Raw genomic sequence first — 15,279 nt, 5'->3', positions numbered from 1 at the left:
GCCCCTGCCCTAACGCTTCACCACGTCGAACGCGACGCTGAGAGGTCCGTATTCGGGCCAATTGGTCATCTCGATATCGCTCGTCTGGACCAGCCGTTCCGTCTTCTGGGTGATCTGCTTGAGCGTTTCGCGCAGGAGCACCCGGGCGAGCGGTGCGCCGGGGCACATGTGCGGACCGCGCCCGAAGGTCAGCAGGTCGCGCGCCTCGCGGTCGAGCCGGTAGCTGTGCGGATCGGGGAACACGTCCTCGTCGCGGTTGGCCGAAGTGAAGACGATGGCCACGGGGTCGCCCTTCGAGATCGGACAGCCGGAAATCTCGGTATCCTCACGCGCCGTGCGCGCGAAGCCGCGGTAGGGCGTGTAAAGCCGCAGGAGCTCTTCGAGCGCGTCGGGCACGAGGTCCGGGTTCGCGGTGAGTTCGGCGTGATGCTCGGGATGGCGCGCCAGGTGCACCGCCATCGAGGCGATGAAGGTTGTGGGCGCGATGATCCCCACCAGCAGGAACTGGCGCAGCGCCCCCAGGACCAGGTCGTCGGCCAGGGGTTCCCCGTCCACGCGCACGGCCAGGAGGCTCGCGGTCGGGTCCGTGTCCGGGTCGCGCGGGTTGGCGTGGCGGTCCGCGATCAGGTCGGCGGCAATATCGTAGAGCTCGTCCGACTTCTGGCGCAGCGTGTCGAAGTCCTGGCGCTGGAGCGCCATGTTGAACTCGGCCCCCACCGCGCGGATCAGCTCGGCCTTCTCGGGCGAGAGGTTGAAGAACTCGGCCAGGAGCGCGATCGGTAGTAGGAAAGAGAAGTTCTCGCAGACGTCGCCGCCCTTCTCGATCCACGGATCGAGGAACCGCGCCACCATGACCTCGAGCCGCGGCTCCCAGTCAGCCAGGCGCTGGGGCGTGAGGAACCGCTGGATCGCGTTGCGATAGGGGGTGTTGGCCGGCGGGTCGAGGTGCAGCGGGGGCCGGCGCTGGGTCGTGGCCACGCGCGGCACCACGTTCTGCACCGTCGTCGTGAACATCTGCCAGTTCTCCAGAACCGCCTTCGCGTCGGCGTGCTTGGTCACGGCCCAGAACCCGCCCATGTCGCCGCTCCAGGCCACCGGGCAATGGCTGCGCAGCTCTGCAAAGAGCGCGTGCGGGCTGTCGAAGTCCTCTTTCTCGGGAACCTTGAAGTCCACCTCGTGGGTCATGTGTCACCTCGCATGTCGAGTGTCAGGGTGTTGATGCCGAACTCGGTCCAGCGCCCCCATGTGGGTTTGCCCACGACTTTGAGCCCGGGCTGGGCGATCAGCGCGTCGGTCATCACGTCCACCTGCATCTTCGCCATCGCCTGCCCCATGCATTGGTGGGTGGAATAGCCGAAGGTGAGGTGCCGGTTCGGGCTGCGGTAGGGATCGAAGGTCTCGGGGTCCTCGAACGCACGCGGATCGCGGTTGGCCGAGCCATAGTTCATCGCGACCGGGGTGCCCTTCTTTATGAAGGTGCCATTCAGCACCGTGTCCTTCGTCGCCACCCGCGCGAGGCTCTGGTTCGCCGGGTAGAAGCGCAGTATCTCGTCGCGGAAGGTGGGCTTCACGGACGGATCCTCGCGCAGAAGGCGCACGTGGTCGGGGTGCGTGGCGAGGTGCCAGGCGAGCGAGTTCATCAGGCAGCGCGAGGCGATGTGGCCGCCCACCAGCAGAAGGCGCACCATGCCCGCCAGCTCGGTCTCGGTGAAGGGATCCCCCTTCACCGGGTGGGCGAGGATGGACGACACCATGTCGCTCTCGGGATCGCGCGGGTCTTCCAGCCGGCTCTGCGCCAGCTTGATCGCGAAGGCGTCGACCCCCTTCGACATCTTCGCCGCCGTGCCCATGTCGCGGTTCTGGATCGCATGCACGTAGGTCGCCGACAGGCGCCCGATCTCTAGAGATTCTTCCGTGTCGAAGCCCACGAGCAGGCCCAGCGACCCCTGGCTCATCGGCTCGCCGATCTGCTCGGGGAAGTCGATGTTGGCCGCGTCCTTCGCCTTGGCCTCGGCGATCAGCCGGTCCACCAGCGCGCGCAGCTGCGGTTCGAAGGTCTTGACCTTGTTGGCCTTGAACGACGGGTTCATCGCCTTGCGGTAGCGTTCGCTCTCCGGCGGATCCTTCTGAAGCGGCAGGCGCGGCAGCCCGAGCTTGGGCGAGGCGGGCACGATCGACAGCTTGGTCGCCGTGAACGTCTCGTGATCCTTCTCGACCGCCTGGATGTCCTCGTAGCGCATGACCGTGAAGAACCCGCCCCAGTTGTCGCTGTAGGCGACCGGGTGCGTCTCGCGCAGCTCGCGCCAGACGGCGGGGTAGTTCTCGATCGTCTCCGGGTCGTGCGGATCCCAGACGGACCTCAGTTCATCAATCTGTTCGGCAGCCATAGCGTGATCTCCGGAACGTAGGTGATAAGGACAAGGAAGCACGCCATGATCAGGACGAAGGGGATCATGCCGCGCATGGCCTCCGACATCGGCGCCTTCGAGATCGACGACAGAACGAACAGGTTCAGGCCGATCGGCGGGGTGAGGAACGCGATCTCCATGTTCACGATCAGCACGATGCCGAAGTGAACCGGGTCGATGCCCAGGGGGCCCAGCACCGGCAGGATGATCGGCGTCACGATGAGCATCACCGCGATCGCGTCGAGGAACATGCCCAGGATCAGCATCATGACGTTGAGCGCGAGCAGGAACTGCCAGGGCTGGAGATCCTGTGCGATCGCGGACTCGACGAGCCGCGTGGGCACGCCCGACCCGGTGATCCAGTGCGCGAAGAGCAGCGCGAACATCACGATGAAGGACACGCCCGCGGCGGCTTTCATCCCCTCGGCGGTCATCGAGAAGATCTCTTTCAGCGTCACTTCGCGGTAGACGAAGACCGCGACCAGGACGCTCGCCACCGCCGCGACGCCCGCGCTTTCGGTCACGGTGGTGTAGCCCGAGTAGATGCCCACGAAGACGAAGAGCGGGATCGCGACCGCGGGGAGTGCGCGCAGGTTCTTGGAGATGAACTCCTGGCGCGTGGCCCGCTCGCCCGAGGCATAGCCCTTGCGGCGCGAGTAGAAGATGACCCAGCCGCCCAGGAGCAGCGCCTGGATGAGACCGGGGATGACCCCGGCGATGAACAGGCGTGGCACGCTTTCCTCTGCGATGAGACCGTAGAGGATCATCGACAGCGACGGCGGGATCAGGATGCCCATGGTGCCCGAGGCACCCACGAGACCCAATGCGAAGGGCCGGTCGTAGTTGCGCGCGACCATGGCGGGGATCAGGAACGTCCCCATCGCCATCGCGGTCACGACGGACGAGCCGGAAATGGCCGCGAACAATGTCGTCGCGATGACTGCGACCAGCCCGAGCCCACCCTTGAAATGGCCGACCCAGGTCTCCGCCGCGTCGATGATGATGCGCGCGATCCCCCCCTTCTGCATGAAGGTGGCCGCAAGCACGAAGAACGGCACGGCAACGAAGGTGGGTGAGTTCAGGCCCGACACCGTATGCGCCGCGGCATCCATCAAGGGCCGACCCTCGATCGCGATCATGATCATCGCCGTAGCGCCCAGGGCCACGAAGATCGGCGCGCCGAGCGCCATCAGCAGGAGCATGCCCCCGAGGCCGATAAAGGCATCCATCGATTATTCCCCCCGTTCCGGCGCGTTCGACAGGTGCCCGAAGGGCCTGTGTCCGTTCATGAGCATCAGTGCGCAGCGCACCAGGATCAGCGCCATGCCGACGGGTAGCGGCAGAAACACCGCGAAGCCCTGCGGCGTGCGCAGCGACGAGCCGGAGCGCTCGTCCAGCAGGTTCGAGAACTCGTAGGCCTGCCAGCCGTAGACCAGCATCACCGCGATGAAGGCGATGGACAGGATCGACATGGCCCACCCCAGCACCCGGCGCATGCGCGGGCTCAGCGCCGCGATGAAGACCTCGGTGTGCAGGTGGCGATCCTCCTGCACGATGGCCGCGCCCGCCAGGACGGTCGCCCAGATGATGAAGTAGATCGAGACTTCCGTGGCCCAGTCGACGGCGAAGGCCGGCGCGACCACGCGCAGGAGCCCGCCGCCGAGAAAGATCACCAGCGCGATGATCAGCAGGACGCCGATCAGAACGGTCTCGACCCGAGACCAGACATGAAGAATTCGGGGGATCATTGGAAACCTGTCGGGTGTTGGTCCGCGCCGCCCCGAACGCGCGGGGCGGCGCGGGTGTCGCATTACATCGAGCCGTCGAGCGCCTCGGTCACGCGCGCGATGAAGTCGGCATCCATGCCGCCGTCCGAGACGATCTTGTCTTGCAGGTCGAGCAGGGCCTGACGCTTCTCGGCCACCATGTCGAGATCGGCATCCACCACGTTCACACCGTGCTCGGCCAACGTTTCGCGCGCGCTCTCCATCTCGCCGGCGGCATAGTCGCTGGCCCAGTCATGCACCTCGGCCCAGGTGTCGCGGATGATGGCCTGCTCCTCCTCGCTGAGCTTGTCCATCGTGCGCTGCGACACGACCGGCATGTAGAACCCCCAGCCGGCATTGTCGGCGAAGATGTTCTGGATGCCCGACTCCCAAAGCTTGCCGCCGATGATGGTCAGCTCGGTCACGCCGCCCATCCCGTCGATCTGGCCCTGGCTCAGCATCAGCGGAATTTCCGACCGGCGTGCAGCCTGCGGGGCACCGCCCATTTCCTTGAGCACGGAAACCACGACCGGCGACGGCGGTGTGGCGAGTTTCAGGCCCGGCAGGTCATCGTAGCTTTCGACCACCGTATCCGTGGTGAACGCGGTATGCTGCGGTGCGAACAGGAACGCGGACCCCGGCACGTTGATGCCCTTGGCCGCGAGCATCTCGCCCGTCTCGTCCGCGATCGGCCCTTCGAGGATCGCGCGCGCTTCTTCCGCCGTGCGCCCGAAGAAGACCGGCAGGATCGAGAACGACAGGTTCGGCTCGAACTGGCTCATGGTCACGTTGGCCTGGATCGACATGTCCAGCGCGCCCGAGGCGAGCGCCCGGATCGCGTCGGCCGACTTGTAGAGCTGTGCAGCCGGGAACACCTCGACCGTGAGATCGCCGCCCGACGCCTCCTCGATCGCCTCGGCCCAGCGTTCGGCCGCCAGGTTGCGCACGTGGCCCGGCGGGGTCTCCACCGACAGGCGCAACTCGGTCGCCAGGGCAGCCGTCGCGCCGCTGGCCAGAACGGCGCCAAGCACCGTGGTCTTGATGAAATCCTTCATTTTCTCCTCCCTGAAGGTCGTTGAATTCCGGCGGTCAGACCGCCTCTTCTGGTATCGTTTCGTTCTGCGCACCGAGTTCGGGCGCCCCCTGCTCTGCCCCGGGTCCCCCGGTCTCGAGCCGGAAGCCCGCGTTCAGCACCCGGTCGCCGTCGATGTCGAGAAACAGGTCGCGTTCGGCCAGGTGCGGCATCGCGATGGCCTCTTCCACGTCCATGACACGCGCCGCCGACAGGCCCGCGTCGCGCAGCAGGCGCTCCCACTCGGCCGCATCGCGGGTCTCGAACGCCCGTGCCAGTTTCTCGCGCATCGCGTCCGCGTTGGTCAGCCGGTCGATCCGGGTCGCGAAGCGGGGATCGTCAAGAAGCTCGGACACGCCCAGCACGGCGAGCATCTTCTCGACGTGATGTTCCTCGACCGCGCCCACCGTGATCTCGCCTGTCCGGCAGGCGAATGTGTCGGCGGTCGGCGCGCGGCTGAAACCGCGGTTGCCGGTGCGCGCGTGTTTCTGACCGGCCATCATCAGCGGATTGACCACCGACGACAGCATCACGAGGGTGGCGTCCAGCATGGCGACATCGACGTTCTGGCTCTCCACCAGCCCGCGCTCTTTCTGGATCACCGCGGTCTGGATCGCGAAGGCCGCGAGCAGGCCGGTGTAGGTGTCGACGACGGGAAAACCGATCCGCATCGCCGGGTCGCCCTCGTTGCCGGATATGCGCATGAGGCCCGACAGGCTCTGCACGATCTGGTCGATGGCAGCGACATCCTTCATGTCGCCGGTCTGGCCGAACCCCGAAACGGAGCAATAGATGATCCCGGGGTTGAGCGCCTTGGCGGCCTCGTAGCCCAGCCCCAGCCGGTCCATCACCCCGGGGCGGAAGTTTTCGACCACGATATCGGCCCCGGCGACCAGGCGGCGCGCGGCGGCAAGCCCGCCCTCGGACTTGAGATCCAGCGCAACGCTTTCCTTGCCGATGTTGATGCCGCGAAACGACGGCGCCATGCCCCAGTCTTCGCGATTCGGGGAATACTTTCGCAGGAGGTCGCCCGTGGGCGTCTCGACCTTGATCACCCGCGCCCCGTTCAGGGCGAGGAAATGGGTCGCGAGCGGACCGGCCACGACGTGGCTGAAATCGACAACGTTATAGCCTTCGAGCGCGCGCGCCATGTCTCGTCCTCCCTAATTATGTATCTTTGTGAACTATTATAGGACTTGTCAACGTTCGTGTTCCCGGGCGATCACCCGCCGGATGCCGGCCGCCACGTCCGCCTTCGCCCGCCCCCCGTCCCAACGGCGCGCGTCGACCATGTCCGCGTGGATCTCGACCACCTCGACACCTGCATCGCGCAGGTCCTCGGCAATGAAATTGGTCGCGTAGCCCGATTGCCGGTCGGCCTCGGGCACAAGGATCACGGCCAGGTCGATGCGGTAGTCGCGCGCCTGTTTCGCGAGCCACGCATTGGCCCACGGCGCCTGGTGGAGCTGTTCGTTCATCGTCACCACCCGGGCCGCGAGCGCGCGCAGATAGTCGCCCTTCGCCCGGCGCACGTAGCCGTCGGCGGCGAACGGCAGGTACATCGACCAGGCGAAAACCGCGCCGAACTCTTCCTCGAACGCGGTGTAGAACTTGGTGTCGAACCACAGCCCCGCGCCGATCCACATCATGCGCACGCGCTCGTCCTCGACGACGGCACCCCCCGCCTCGATCCGCTCACCCACCGCGTCGCGGAAGCGCTCGGCATGCGCCACGGCCCAGTCCGAGCCGCGGTGCCATTGCGGGATCATCACGTTGGGGATCTGTTCGCCGATGCGCACCGGCATCCGCTCGGCCCCGGCGATCATCAGGTTCACGTCCTCGAAGATGAGCTCCTGGCGCTCGATCTGCTCCATGTAGGCGCCGAAACCCGCGTGATCGAAAGCCCGCCCCGTGATCTCCTCTACCTGCCCGATCAGGTCGTCGATCTGGGCCTGCATCAGGTCGAGCCGCGCGGTGCCGTAGAGTGCCTCCCAGTCGTCGCGGGCGCGCACCCACCAGTCATTCAGGTTCTCGGCCGGCGCCGGCGCGTGGAGGAGTGCGAGCCGGGCGCCGGCCTTCTCCGCGTAGAGCTGGAACAACCGCTGCTGATCGTCCGCGCTCTGACGCGCGCACAGGATCGCCGGGTCGGGAAGCCCGCCCCACGGCTGCATGTCCGGGTTGTCGTCCAGCGCCGAGATGATCGGCAGGGCGGAGTATTTCGCGAGGTTGTCGTGGAACCCCATCTCGGCCCCGCGGTCGAGCGTGTGGGTCGACAATTGCTTGGCCGCGATGACCGAGGACCACCACTGGTTCACGACCACCGGCATGTCCATCGCGTGGAATATTTCGTGCGGGGTGTCGGCATTGACGAAGGCGAACTGCGCCCCGTCCTCGATCCGGGCGCGCAGGGAGCGCGTCCAGTCGCGCTGGTACCCCATCGCTTCGGCGGAGGTGGGCAGCGGCTCGTAACTCATGCGACCGCCTCCTCCAGCGGCAGGGCGTCGAGGTCGGCGGGCATGGGCCAACGCGGGACGAAACCCAGGTCGGTGAAGCCGATCCCCAGCTCCATGCAGAGCGCGCGCACCTGCGGGGCGAGCCATCCCCAGAGGTCGTCATGCGGTTCTACCTGCCAGGTCACGCGGTCGATCCGGTGCGCCTTGAGGGCCGCCCGGACCGCGTCGACGTAGACCGGTTCGGGCTGTCGTGCGGCGAACGGGTTGCCGGCCTGCGCGGCGAGCGCATCGGCCAGCGTCCGGCCCCGCGCCACGTGGGCCTGGTCCAGCGCCTGCTGGTCCAGCGCGAGGATGCCGGTGGCGTCCAGTGCTGCGTGAAGCGCGGCGTTGCCCAGCGGTGCGCCCAGGAGCGCGATCCGCGGGCCGTCGAGCCGCGCGGCCTGCCCCGCGAGCTCGGCCATCCCCGTCTCGGCCAGCGCACGGCGCTTTTCGAATGCCGCGGCACCGGACAGGATGCCCGCCGATTGCATCGAGATCAGCCGTTCGAAGGTCTCGGCCGGGCTGACCATCCCCGCTTCGGGTGTCCAGCCAAGCGTGGCGAGCGTGTCGGTGAGCCGGTCGAGCTCGGCCCGGTTGAAGCGCTCGGCCGCGTCGTGATCTGCGGGCAGGATGTTGAGCATGATCGGTTGCGGTGCCGCCTTCGGCAGCACGCCGCGCCGGGCCAGTTCGAAGGCGTATTGGCAGGCGATCATCGCGCCCGGGCTTTCGCGCAGGAAGACGATGGCGTCGAGGTCATCGAAGTCGCCCGCCGCCATGCCGCGCAGGACCGAGGCCGCGAACGGGTCCATGAAGGGTTCGATATACCTGTCGGCCGCCGTGCCCGTCCCTGCCTGTCGCAGGGTGACATCGACCGGAGCCAGCCCGATGGACGCGAACACGCCAAGCGGCGCTCCGCATCCGAATACACCTATTCGCACTGTGTCCTCCCTGATATATTCGTTCACTAAATGAACCATCACGGAGCGTCAACCATTGCAATCCGGGTTCGAATTCTGAACTCTGCCGGGAATTGGGAGGATCGTCGTGACGGACAACAAGCAAACCGGGAGACCGCGGGTGATACTGGGCCCGCTCGTGACGGATCTTCCGTTCATGATCCGCAATCTGAACGCCATGCTGCGGTCATTCGGGGCGTCGATCCGGGGTCCGCTGGAGCTCGAATCCGGGTCGATCGGCATTCTGTGCATGATCTGGGTGAACCCGGGCATCTCTCAGAACGACCTGGCCGAGAACCTCGCCATGAAGAAATCCGCCATCGCCAAGCTGGTGAAGTCGCTCGAGGCACAGGACCTGATCGAGCGGCAGCGCGTTTCGGGCGATCGGCGCATGAATGCGATCACGCTGACCTCCGAGGGGCACAAGATGGTGGCCGCGATCCGCGAACTGTCGGTGCCGCTCAACGCCGACGTCATGCGCGGGATCCCTTCCGAGGAGCAGGAGGTGTTCTTCCGCGTGCTCGAAAAGCTCCACGCGTCGCTGGCCGCACGCGTGTCGATGCACCCGGTCTCCGGCGGCGACTGAGGGGCCGCCGTTACGCCTCGGGGTGCGAGATTGTCGCCCGCCCGTTGGTCGTGACCGTGAGCGCGTCCGGCGACGTGTGCTTGTAATTGCGCCGGGTGCCGCAGACCGCGCCGCCGTCCGCGAAGATCTCGATGATCCCGCGATCGTGGACCACCCGCAGGTCGGCCTCGGGCGCGATCCGCGCGTCGTAACGGATGCGCCCGTCGTCCTGCGGCAGACGCACCCAGAGCACGCCGTCGGTCACGCCGACCTCGAAGGACGTACCACCCGCCTGCGTGGCCGTGATCCGCGCGCCCTCGAGCCCGCCGGTCAGGACGAGGTCGAACGGAGCGTCGGGCAGCGCGGCGGCGCCGTCGCGCACCTCGCCCCTCTCCCGCGCCAGCGCCTCGAACTCGCGGGCCGGGGCCATGCAGAGCCGGCCCGACGCGTCGAGCGACAGTTCACGCGGCAGGGACATTTCCCCGGAATACGGAGAGCCGGGCGGCTTGCGGTCCTCCCAGTTGAAGAGCCAGGCGAAGGCGATCTGTCGGCCGTCCGCAGCACAGCTCTGCATCGCGTAGAAGTCGGTCCCGAAGTCGAGAAGCTGCAGGGCGTCGTTGTCCGGCACGAAGCGGTCGTCGCGGAAGTCCCCGACGAGCGCGTAGAGCAGGTTGTGGCGGCCCGACACCGGGTCGGTATGGCCAACAAACCCCATCACCAGCACCCACTTGCCGTCGATCTCGAAGAAATCGGGGCATTCGACCGCCCGCGCCCCTTCCCCGCGGAAGCGTGCGGGGGCGCGGTAGAGGGGGCCGAGGTAGCGCCAGTCGAGCAGGTTTTCGGACCCGTAGAGAAGAACCGCCGGATCCCCGTCGAGCGAAGCGCCGAGGATCATCCGGTATTCCCCGCGCACCGCGTCCCACCAGACTTTCGGGTCGCGGAAGTCGTGCTCGACCCCGTCCGGCCGCGTCTCGAGCACGGTCGTGATGCTCTCGGCCGTGACAAGGCCACGCCCGGGACGCGCGAGCTTCTGGATCTCGCGGTAGCCGGAAAACAGGTCATAGGCCGGCAGGCGCTCGGTGTAGAAGAACATCTGCGCGCCATCGCGGTCGCGAAACGCATTGCCGGAGAAGGCGCCTCCGGTCGCGCCAAGCTGCCAGCAGTTCTGCTCGGGGTGGAGGAAGACCGGCATGTGGGTCCAGTGGAACAGATCGGTGCTGACCGCGTGGCCCCAGTGCATCGGGCCCCAATCGGTGCCGGACGGGTGGAACTGGTAGAACAGGTGCCACGTCTCACCGATCCGGCACAGCCCGTTGGGGTCGTTCATCCATTGGCGAATGGGTGAAAAGTGCAAGCCGGGCCGTTTGGTGTCCGCCCGCATCCAGGCGTCGATCTCTGTCCCGGTGCGCCGCGTGATGCCCGTCGCTCCGAACTCCCAGACCGTTATTCCACAGTCCTCCACGCGCCCCGGCTCCCACGAGTAGACCCATAGGATGCTCTCCGGCTCGTCCCATTCGAACGTCACGGCGCAGGCTTCGCGGTGGTGGTATTTGTAATAGCCCGGGTGCTCGGACAAGGCCGGGACCTGCCAGACGACGACACCGTCGATCAGGGCCCTGATCGCTCCCGGACCGCGCGCCCAGAGTTCGACGCGCGTGCCTTCCTCCAGCTCGATCGTTTCGGCGTGCATCATCCCGCCTCCACGCCCGGCGTGGGCCGGAAGGCGTTGGCCGACCGGTCCAGCACGACCTGCGCCGCCGTGCCGGAATCCAGCACCGTGTTGGACGCGGCCCCCTCGCCCACGCGCACCGTGGTGACCTCGAGCGGCGTGCCCGTGCCCGATGCCAGAAGCGCACCCACCTGCGTCGCGAAACAGGCGCTGGCGGGCGCGTCGGTCGTCCCCGCCGCCTCGGTCGTGGCGACGACGTGGTTGGTGGCGATGTAATTGCCCGTCCCGCCGGCGACGTGGATCATCACCGGCCGCTCGCCGGCGGGCTTCAGGTGGCCAGGGTCGATGGAGAGAGACAGGTGGTTGCCGATCACCGAATTGTTGACCCCGTCGATATGCACAAGGCCGAAAAGATCGTCGCGCCCGTTGTCGAAGGCGACCATCGGCTCCCACGGTTCACGGTCCCTGAAGAAGTGGTTCGACGACACGAGGTTCTCCGCGCACCCGTCCGAAAGGACCAGCATGCCGGGGTAGAAGGAATGGAACCTGTTCGCGGTGACTGAAGACCGCGCCACGCCCGAGAAGTACAGGCTGGAGGCCCCGCGCGGGAAGACGTTGTTCCCGGTGACGAGGATGCCGCCGTAATTCTCGGCGAAGATCGAATACCCGTCGTAGCCGGCCCCGATCAGGTTGTTGGCGATCCGCGACGCCTGTCCCCTGCCGCGAAGCTCGACGCAATTGCCGCATTCGGCGATGAAGTTGTTGTCGATGCTGAGCGCATCCGCGTCGTCGACCGTGACGCCGTGCTCGAGGTAGACGAGTCCCATGCCGACGATCCGGAAGGAATCGTTGGCGCTGGCGACATGGATGCCGGTCTTGCCGTTGCGGTAGGAATTCTCGGGGTTGTCCGCCTCCGTCCCGGTGAAATGCAGGCCATCGATGCAGAAGCCCTCGAACTCGACCGAGCTGATGCGCGGATCGCCTTCACGCGCGACGAGGAACGCGGCACCGTCCGCGCCGTGCGCGGGGGGAAGATCCACCAGCACGCGACTGCCGCCCGGCCAGAGCTCGTGCCACTTGGCCAGTTCCTCGCGGGACGTGTTGAACCTGATGCTCGACGAGGTGAAACCGTGCCCCGCGCCCGTGATCCGCAGGAAGCTGATGTCGATCACCACCTGCGTGCGCAGCCTGAAGTCGCCCGGCGGAATGTGGATCACCGCCCCCGGCTTGCCCCCGTCGCCCCGGTCGGGGTCGTCCTGGCGCCGCTTGATGTCCGCGATGATGCTGTTGATGACGGCGCCCACATCTTCGTGCGGGTCGCCCACCGGCCACTGGGTGACATCGTAGCAATTCTGACTGGCCATGTTGAATGTCTCTCCGGAAATCTTTCGGCCGCGCACGGGTGCGGGCGAACATGTCTTGGGTGGCGCGGCGCTCGAGCGCCCGGGTCACCAGATGCTGAGGCGGGTTTCGGGGTCGAAGAAATGGAGTTCCTCCGCCTCGATCGCGACCGTTGCGGTATCGCCCGCGGCCACGCCGGACTTCGGGGAAAAACGCGCCACCGCGGCCTTCCCGTCGCCGATCTCGCCGACCGCGTCGGGATCGCCTGCGTCGACCCAGGGGGCGTCGATGGCGAGGTGGACCATCGATTCCGCGCCCAGTGCCTCGACCAGCGTGACGCGCGCGCGGATCTGCGCCGAGGCCGGCCGCACGTCGGCGTCGTCCATGTGTTCGGGGCGGATGCCGACGATCACGGGACGCTTCTGCGCGCCCGCAAGCGAAGGGCGCTTCTCGAACACCGCGTCGGGAATGTCGAAGCTGTTCGTGCCCAGGGTCAGGGTTCTTCCGTCCAGCTCCGCCTCGTAGAGGTTCATCGAGGGCGAGCCGATGAAGGCCGCGACGAAGACGTTGTCGGGGCGGTTGTAGAGCGCCTGCGGCGTGTCGACCTGCTGGAGCCGTCCGGCCTTCATCACCGCGACCCGGTCGCCCATCGTCATCGCCTCGACCTGGTCGTGGGTCACGTAGATCGTCGTCACGCCGAGGCGGCGCTGGAGGCTCGCGATCTCAGCGCGCATCTGCACCCGCAGCTTGGCGTCGAGGTTCGACAGCGGCTCGTCCATCAGGAAGGCGGCCGGCTGGCGGACGATGGCGCGGCCCATCGCCACCCGCTGACGCTGCCCGCCGGAGAGCTTGCCCGGTTTGCGGTCGAGATGGGCGGTGAGTTCGAGGATCTCGGCGGCCTCCTCGACCCGCCGGTCGATCTCGGGCTTCGGGACCTTTGCCATCAGAAGCGGGAAGGCGATGTTCTCGCGCACGGACTTGTGCGGGTAGAGCGCGTAGGACTGGAATACCATGGCGACATCCCGGTCCTTCGGGTCCACCTCGTTCACCACGCGTCCGCCGACGGTCAGCGTGCCGCTCGTGATGGTCTCGAGCCCCGCGACCATGCGCAGCGCGGTGGATTTGCCGCAGCCCGAGGGGCCGACGAAGACCATGAACTCGCCGTCGCGGATGTCGAAACTCAGGTCATGGATGGCGTGGAAATCGTCGCCGTAGACCTTGTTGATGTTGTTGAGCGATATCTCAGCCATGTCCTATCCCTTGACCGCCCCGAAGGTCAGCCCGCCGATGATTTGTTTCTGAAGCGCCAGCGTCACGATGATGACGGGGAGCGAGTAGAGCACCGCCGCGGCCGTCATCGGGCCCCAGGCGAGCCCGTAGACGGAGTTGTATTCCGCGATGACGATGGGCGCCGTCTTCGAATTCTCCGAGGTGAGCAGCAGCGCGTAGAGGAATTCGTTCCAGCTTGCGATGAAGGAGAAGAGCGCAGTGATCGCGATCCCCGACTTCATCACCGGGAGCACCACCTTCACGAAGGCCTGGAACCGGGTGCAACCGTCCATGCGCGCCGCCTCTTCCAGCTCGCGCGGCACCCCTTCGAAGAAGGCGGCCATGAGCAGGAGCGCGAGAGGCACCGCGGTGGAGGTGTGCGCGAGGACCAGCCCCGTGGTCGTGTCCAGAAGCCCAAGGGTCTTGAGGAGCTGGAAGAGCGGAACCCCCAGCGACACCGCCGGCACCATGCGCGTGACCAGCGCGAAGAGCAGGAAGAGCACCGTGATCCGCCGGCGGTACTGCGCGGCGACATAGGCCGCCGGAACCGCCAGCACCAGCGACAGCAGTGTCGTGAGCACGGCCGTGATCAGCGAATTGGCGAACGCGCTCGGAAGCGTGGCGCTGCCCAGCACTTCGCCGAAGTTTTCCAGAGAAATGCGGTCGGGAAAGAAGCTCGGCGGGATCTGCTGAACATCCGCCGCCGGCTTCAGGGACGTCATCAGGAGATAGACGTAGGGCAGCGCGTAGGACAGCACCAGGAGCAACGCGAAGGCGTTGATCAGCACCTTGCCGATGTCGCGGTTTCCGGCATCAGTCATGGCTGGGCCTCCAGATCTTCCAGTAGGCGATCCCGGCCAGCACCAGCATCACGATCAGGAACAGCGTGGCCGAGGCAGACGCCTCCCCCAGGTCGCCGAAGCGCACCATCCGCTGGTAGATGTTCATCGAGAAGACCTCGGATTGGTTGCGCGGTCCGCCCTGGGTCTGGATCCAGATCAGGTCGAACGTCTTGGCCGCGTCGACCCCGCGCACGATGATGATGACCGCGATGACCGGGCGCAGGAGCGGCAGCGTGACGTGCCAGAAGCGCTTGAGCGCGTTGGCCCCGTCCACGCGCGCGGCCTCGATCAGGTCGCGGGGGATGTTGGTCAGCCCCGCATAGGCCACGAGCGCCACGAAGGACGTGGTGAGCCAGATGTCGGCGAAGGCGACGGAATAGATCACGATGTCGGCGTCCGACAGCCACCGGATATCGCCGGGGTCGTCGATCAGGCCGATGGCCGCGAGCCCGTAGTTCAGGATGCCGATCTGCCCGACCAGCAGGAAGCGCCACAGGAGGCCGGCCACGATCGGCGGCACCATCAGGGGCAACGCGAAGATCGTGCGGTGCCAGCGGGATTTCTCTGCGATGGCCGAGAACAGAAGCGCCGCGCAGAACCCGAAGATCAGCTCGAAGCCCAGCGCGAAGACCGAATACTTCACCGTGCGCCAGGCGCTGTCGGCGATGCGCGACGAGGTCAGCGCGTCGATGTAGTTCTCGAACCCCACCCATTCGCGCACGTCCGGCGTGATCGTCTCGACCGTGAAGAACGAGTTGAAGACGAGAAGGCCGACCGGATAGGCGACCAGCAGCCCGAGGAACAGGGCGGCGGGTGCAAGCATGAGGTACACGAACCTGCGTTCGGTCATGGTCGGCCTCCCTTGGGTGTTCGGGGAAGGCGCGCACGCCTCCCCCGCC

Annotated in this window: 14 protein-coding genes; 1 reads left to right on the top strand and 13 read right to left on the bottom strand. The window is 66.8% G+C overall.

Translation table 11 applies throughout. From position 1 onward, the window contains the following. Positions 1 to 9 precede the first annotated feature (9 nt). From GQE99_RS00820 to GQE99_RS00785, 8 genes are all read right to left on the bottom strand, one after another. The gene (locus GQE99_RS00820; protein WP_161349689.1) at positions 10 to 1,185 is read right to left on the bottom strand and encodes a cytochrome P450; all 1,176 of its coding nucleotides are present in this window, start codon (positions 1,183 to 1,185) and stop codon (positions 10 to 12) included. Beyond that, the gene (locus tag GQE99_RS00815; RefSeq protein WP_161349688.1) at positions 1,182 to 2,387 is read right to left on the bottom strand and encodes a cytochrome P450; all 1,206 of its coding nucleotides are present in this window, start codon (positions 2,385 to 2,387) and stop codon (positions 1,182 to 1,184) included. Before GQE99_RS00815 ends, GQE99_RS00820 begins: the two co-directional genes overlap by 4 nt. Further along, positions 2,360 to 3,637: a TRAP transporter large permease gene (locus GQE99_RS00810; RefSeq protein ID WP_161349687.1), complete on the bottom strand. Its 1,278-nt coding sequence runs from the start codon at positions 3,635 to 3,637 to the stop codon at positions 2,360 to 2,362. Before GQE99_RS00810 ends, GQE99_RS00815 begins: the two co-directional genes overlap by 28 nt. 3 nt (positions 3,638 to 3,640) lie before the next feature. Beyond that, the gene (locus tag GQE99_RS00805) at positions 3,641 to 4,156 is read right to left on the bottom strand and encodes a TRAP transporter small permease (RefSeq protein WP_161349686.1); all 516 of its coding nucleotides are present in this window, start codon (positions 4,154 to 4,156) and stop codon (positions 3,641 to 3,643) included. A gap of 62 nt (positions 4,157 to 4,218) precedes the next feature. Then, the gene (gene dctP / locus GQE99_RS00800; RefSeq protein WP_161349685.1) at positions 4,219 to 5,229 is read right to left on the bottom strand and encodes a TRAP transporter substrate-binding protein DctP; all 1,011 of its coding nucleotides are present in this window, start codon (positions 5,227 to 5,229) and stop codon (positions 4,219 to 4,221) included. A 34-nt stretch (positions 5,230 to 5,263) separates the two neighbouring features. After that, on the bottom strand, positions 5,264 to 6,397 hold the full coding sequence (locus tag GQE99_RS00795) for a CaiB/BaiF CoA transferase family protein (RefSeq protein WP_161349684.1): 1,134 nt from the start codon (positions 6,395 to 6,397) through the stop codon (positions 5,264 to 5,266). Positions 6,398 to 6,445: 48 nt separating this feature from the next. Further along, complete coding sequence (locus GQE99_RS00790; RefSeq protein WP_161349683.1) at positions 6,446 to 7,720, bottom strand: 2-hydroxyacyl-CoA dehydratase family protein; 1,275 nt, start codon at positions 7,718 to 7,720, stop codon at positions 6,446 to 6,448. Next, positions 7,717 to 8,637 (bottom strand): hypothetical protein, encoded by a 921-nt coding sequence (locus GQE99_RS00785; RefSeq protein ID WP_161349682.1) that lies wholly within the window; start codon positions 8,635 to 8,637, stop codon positions 7,717 to 7,719. Before GQE99_RS00785 ends, GQE99_RS00790 begins: the two co-directional genes overlap by 4 nt. A gap of 214 nt (positions 8,638 to 8,851) precedes the next feature. Here GQE99_RS00785 and GQE99_RS00780 point away from each other — a divergent pair, with 214 nt between their 5' ends. Then, on the top strand, positions 8,852 to 9,280 hold the full coding sequence (locus tag GQE99_RS00780; protein ID WP_161349681.1) for a MarR family winged helix-turn-helix transcriptional regulator: 429 nt from the start codon (positions 8,852 to 8,854) through the stop codon (positions 9,278 to 9,280). Positions 9,281 to 9,290: 10 nt separating this feature from the next. On the opposite strand, the gene GQE99_RS00775 is transcribed toward GQE99_RS00780, so the two are convergent. From GQE99_RS00775 to GQE99_RS00755, 5 genes are all read right to left on the bottom strand, one after another. Next, the gene (locus tag GQE99_RS00775; protein WP_202530525.1) at positions 9,291 to 10,952 is read right to left on the bottom strand and encodes a glycoside hydrolase family 32 protein; all 1,662 of its coding nucleotides are present in this window, start codon (positions 10,950 to 10,952) and stop codon (positions 9,291 to 9,293) included. Beyond that, on the bottom strand, positions 10,949 to 12,292 hold the full coding sequence (locus GQE99_RS00770) for a NosD domain-containing protein (protein ID WP_161349680.1): 1,344 nt from the start codon (positions 12,290 to 12,292) through the stop codon (positions 10,949 to 10,951). The genes GQE99_RS00775 and GQE99_RS00770 overlap by 4 nt, the downstream gene beginning before the upstream one ends. Positions 12,293 to 12,376: 84 nt before the next feature. Continuing rightward, the gene (locus GQE99_RS00765; RefSeq protein ID WP_161349679.1) at positions 12,377 to 13,519 is read right to left on the bottom strand and encodes an ABC transporter ATP-binding protein; all 1,143 of its coding nucleotides are present in this window, start codon (positions 13,517 to 13,519) and stop codon (positions 12,377 to 12,379) included. A 3-nt stretch (positions 13,520 to 13,522) separates the two neighbouring features. Further along, positions 13,523 to 14,359 carry a carbohydrate ABC transporter permease gene (locus GQE99_RS00760; protein ID WP_161349678.1) on the bottom strand — a complete coding sequence of 279 codons (837 nt, stop codon included), beginning with the start codon at positions 14,357 to 14,359 and terminating at the stop codon, positions 13,523 to 13,525. Beyond that, complete coding sequence (locus tag GQE99_RS00755; protein ID WP_161349677.1) at positions 14,352 to 15,230, bottom strand: carbohydrate ABC transporter permease; 879 nt, start codon at positions 15,228 to 15,230, stop codon at positions 14,352 to 14,354. The genes GQE99_RS00760 and GQE99_RS00755 overlap by 8 nt, the downstream gene beginning before the upstream one ends. Between the last annotated feature and the right edge of the window lie 49 nt (positions 15,231 to 15,279).

Origin of the sequence: Maritimibacter harenae, from assembly GCF_009882975.1 — a bacterium.
GTDB classification, from domain to species: Bacteria; Pseudomonadota; Alphaproteobacteria; order Rhodobacterales; family Rhodobacteraceae; genus Maritimibacter; species Maritimibacter harenae.
Note: the sequence above shows the minus strand (reverse complement) of the source record. Positions and strands in the feature narration are given on the sequence as shown.

Bases quoted from the DNA above. Each gene is read 5' to 3' on its own strand.
- GQE99_RS00775 (WP_202530525.1), bottom strand. From the start codon at position 10,952: ATGATGCACGCCGAAACGATCGAGCTGGAGGAAGGCACGCGCGTCGAA.
- GQE99_RS00815 (WP_161349688.1), bottom strand. From the start codon at position 2,387: ATGGCTGCCGAACAGATTGATGAACTGAGGTCCGTCTGGGATCCGCAC.
- GQE99_RS00790 (WP_161349683.1), bottom strand. From the start codon at position 7,720: ATGAGTTACGAGCCGCTGCCCACCTCCGCCGAAGCGATGGGGTACCAG.
- dctP (WP_161349685.1), bottom strand. From the start codon at position 5,229: ATGAAGGATTTCATCAAGACCACGGTGCTTGGCGCCGTTCTGGCCAGC.
- GQE99_RS00780 (WP_161349681.1), top strand. From the start codon at position 8,852: ATGATCCGCAATCTGAACGCCATGCTGCGGTCATTCGGGGCGTCGATC.
- GQE99_RS00810 (WP_161349687.1), bottom strand. From the start codon at position 3,637: ATGGATGCCTTTATCGGCCTCGGGGGCATGCTCCTGCTGATGGCGCTC.
- GQE99_RS00805 (WP_161349686.1), bottom strand. From the start codon at position 4,156: ATGATCCCCCGAATTCTTCATGTCTGGTCTCGGGTCGAGACCGTTCTG.
- GQE99_RS00770 (WP_161349680.1), bottom strand. From the start codon at position 12,292: ATGGCCAGTCAGAATTGCTACGATGTCACCCAGTGGCCGGTGGGCGAC.
- GQE99_RS00795 (WP_161349684.1), bottom strand. From the start codon at position 6,397: ATGGCGCGCGCGCTCGAAGGCTATAACGTTGTCGATTTCAGCCACGTC.
- GQE99_RS00760 (WP_161349678.1), bottom strand. From the start codon at position 14,359: ATGACTGATGCCGGAAACCGCGACATCGGCAAGGTGCTGATCAACGCC.
- GQE99_RS00765 (WP_161349679.1), bottom strand. From the start codon at position 13,519: ATGGCTGAGATATCGCTCAACAACATCAACAAGGTCTACGGCGACGAT.
- GQE99_RS00755 (WP_161349677.1), bottom strand. From the start codon at position 15,230: ATGACCGAACGCAGGTTCGTGTACCTCATGCTTGCACCCGCCGCCCTG.
- GQE99_RS00820 (WP_161349689.1), bottom strand. From the start codon at position 1,185: ATGACCCACGAGGTGGACTTCAAGGTTCCCGAGAAAGAGGACTTCGAC.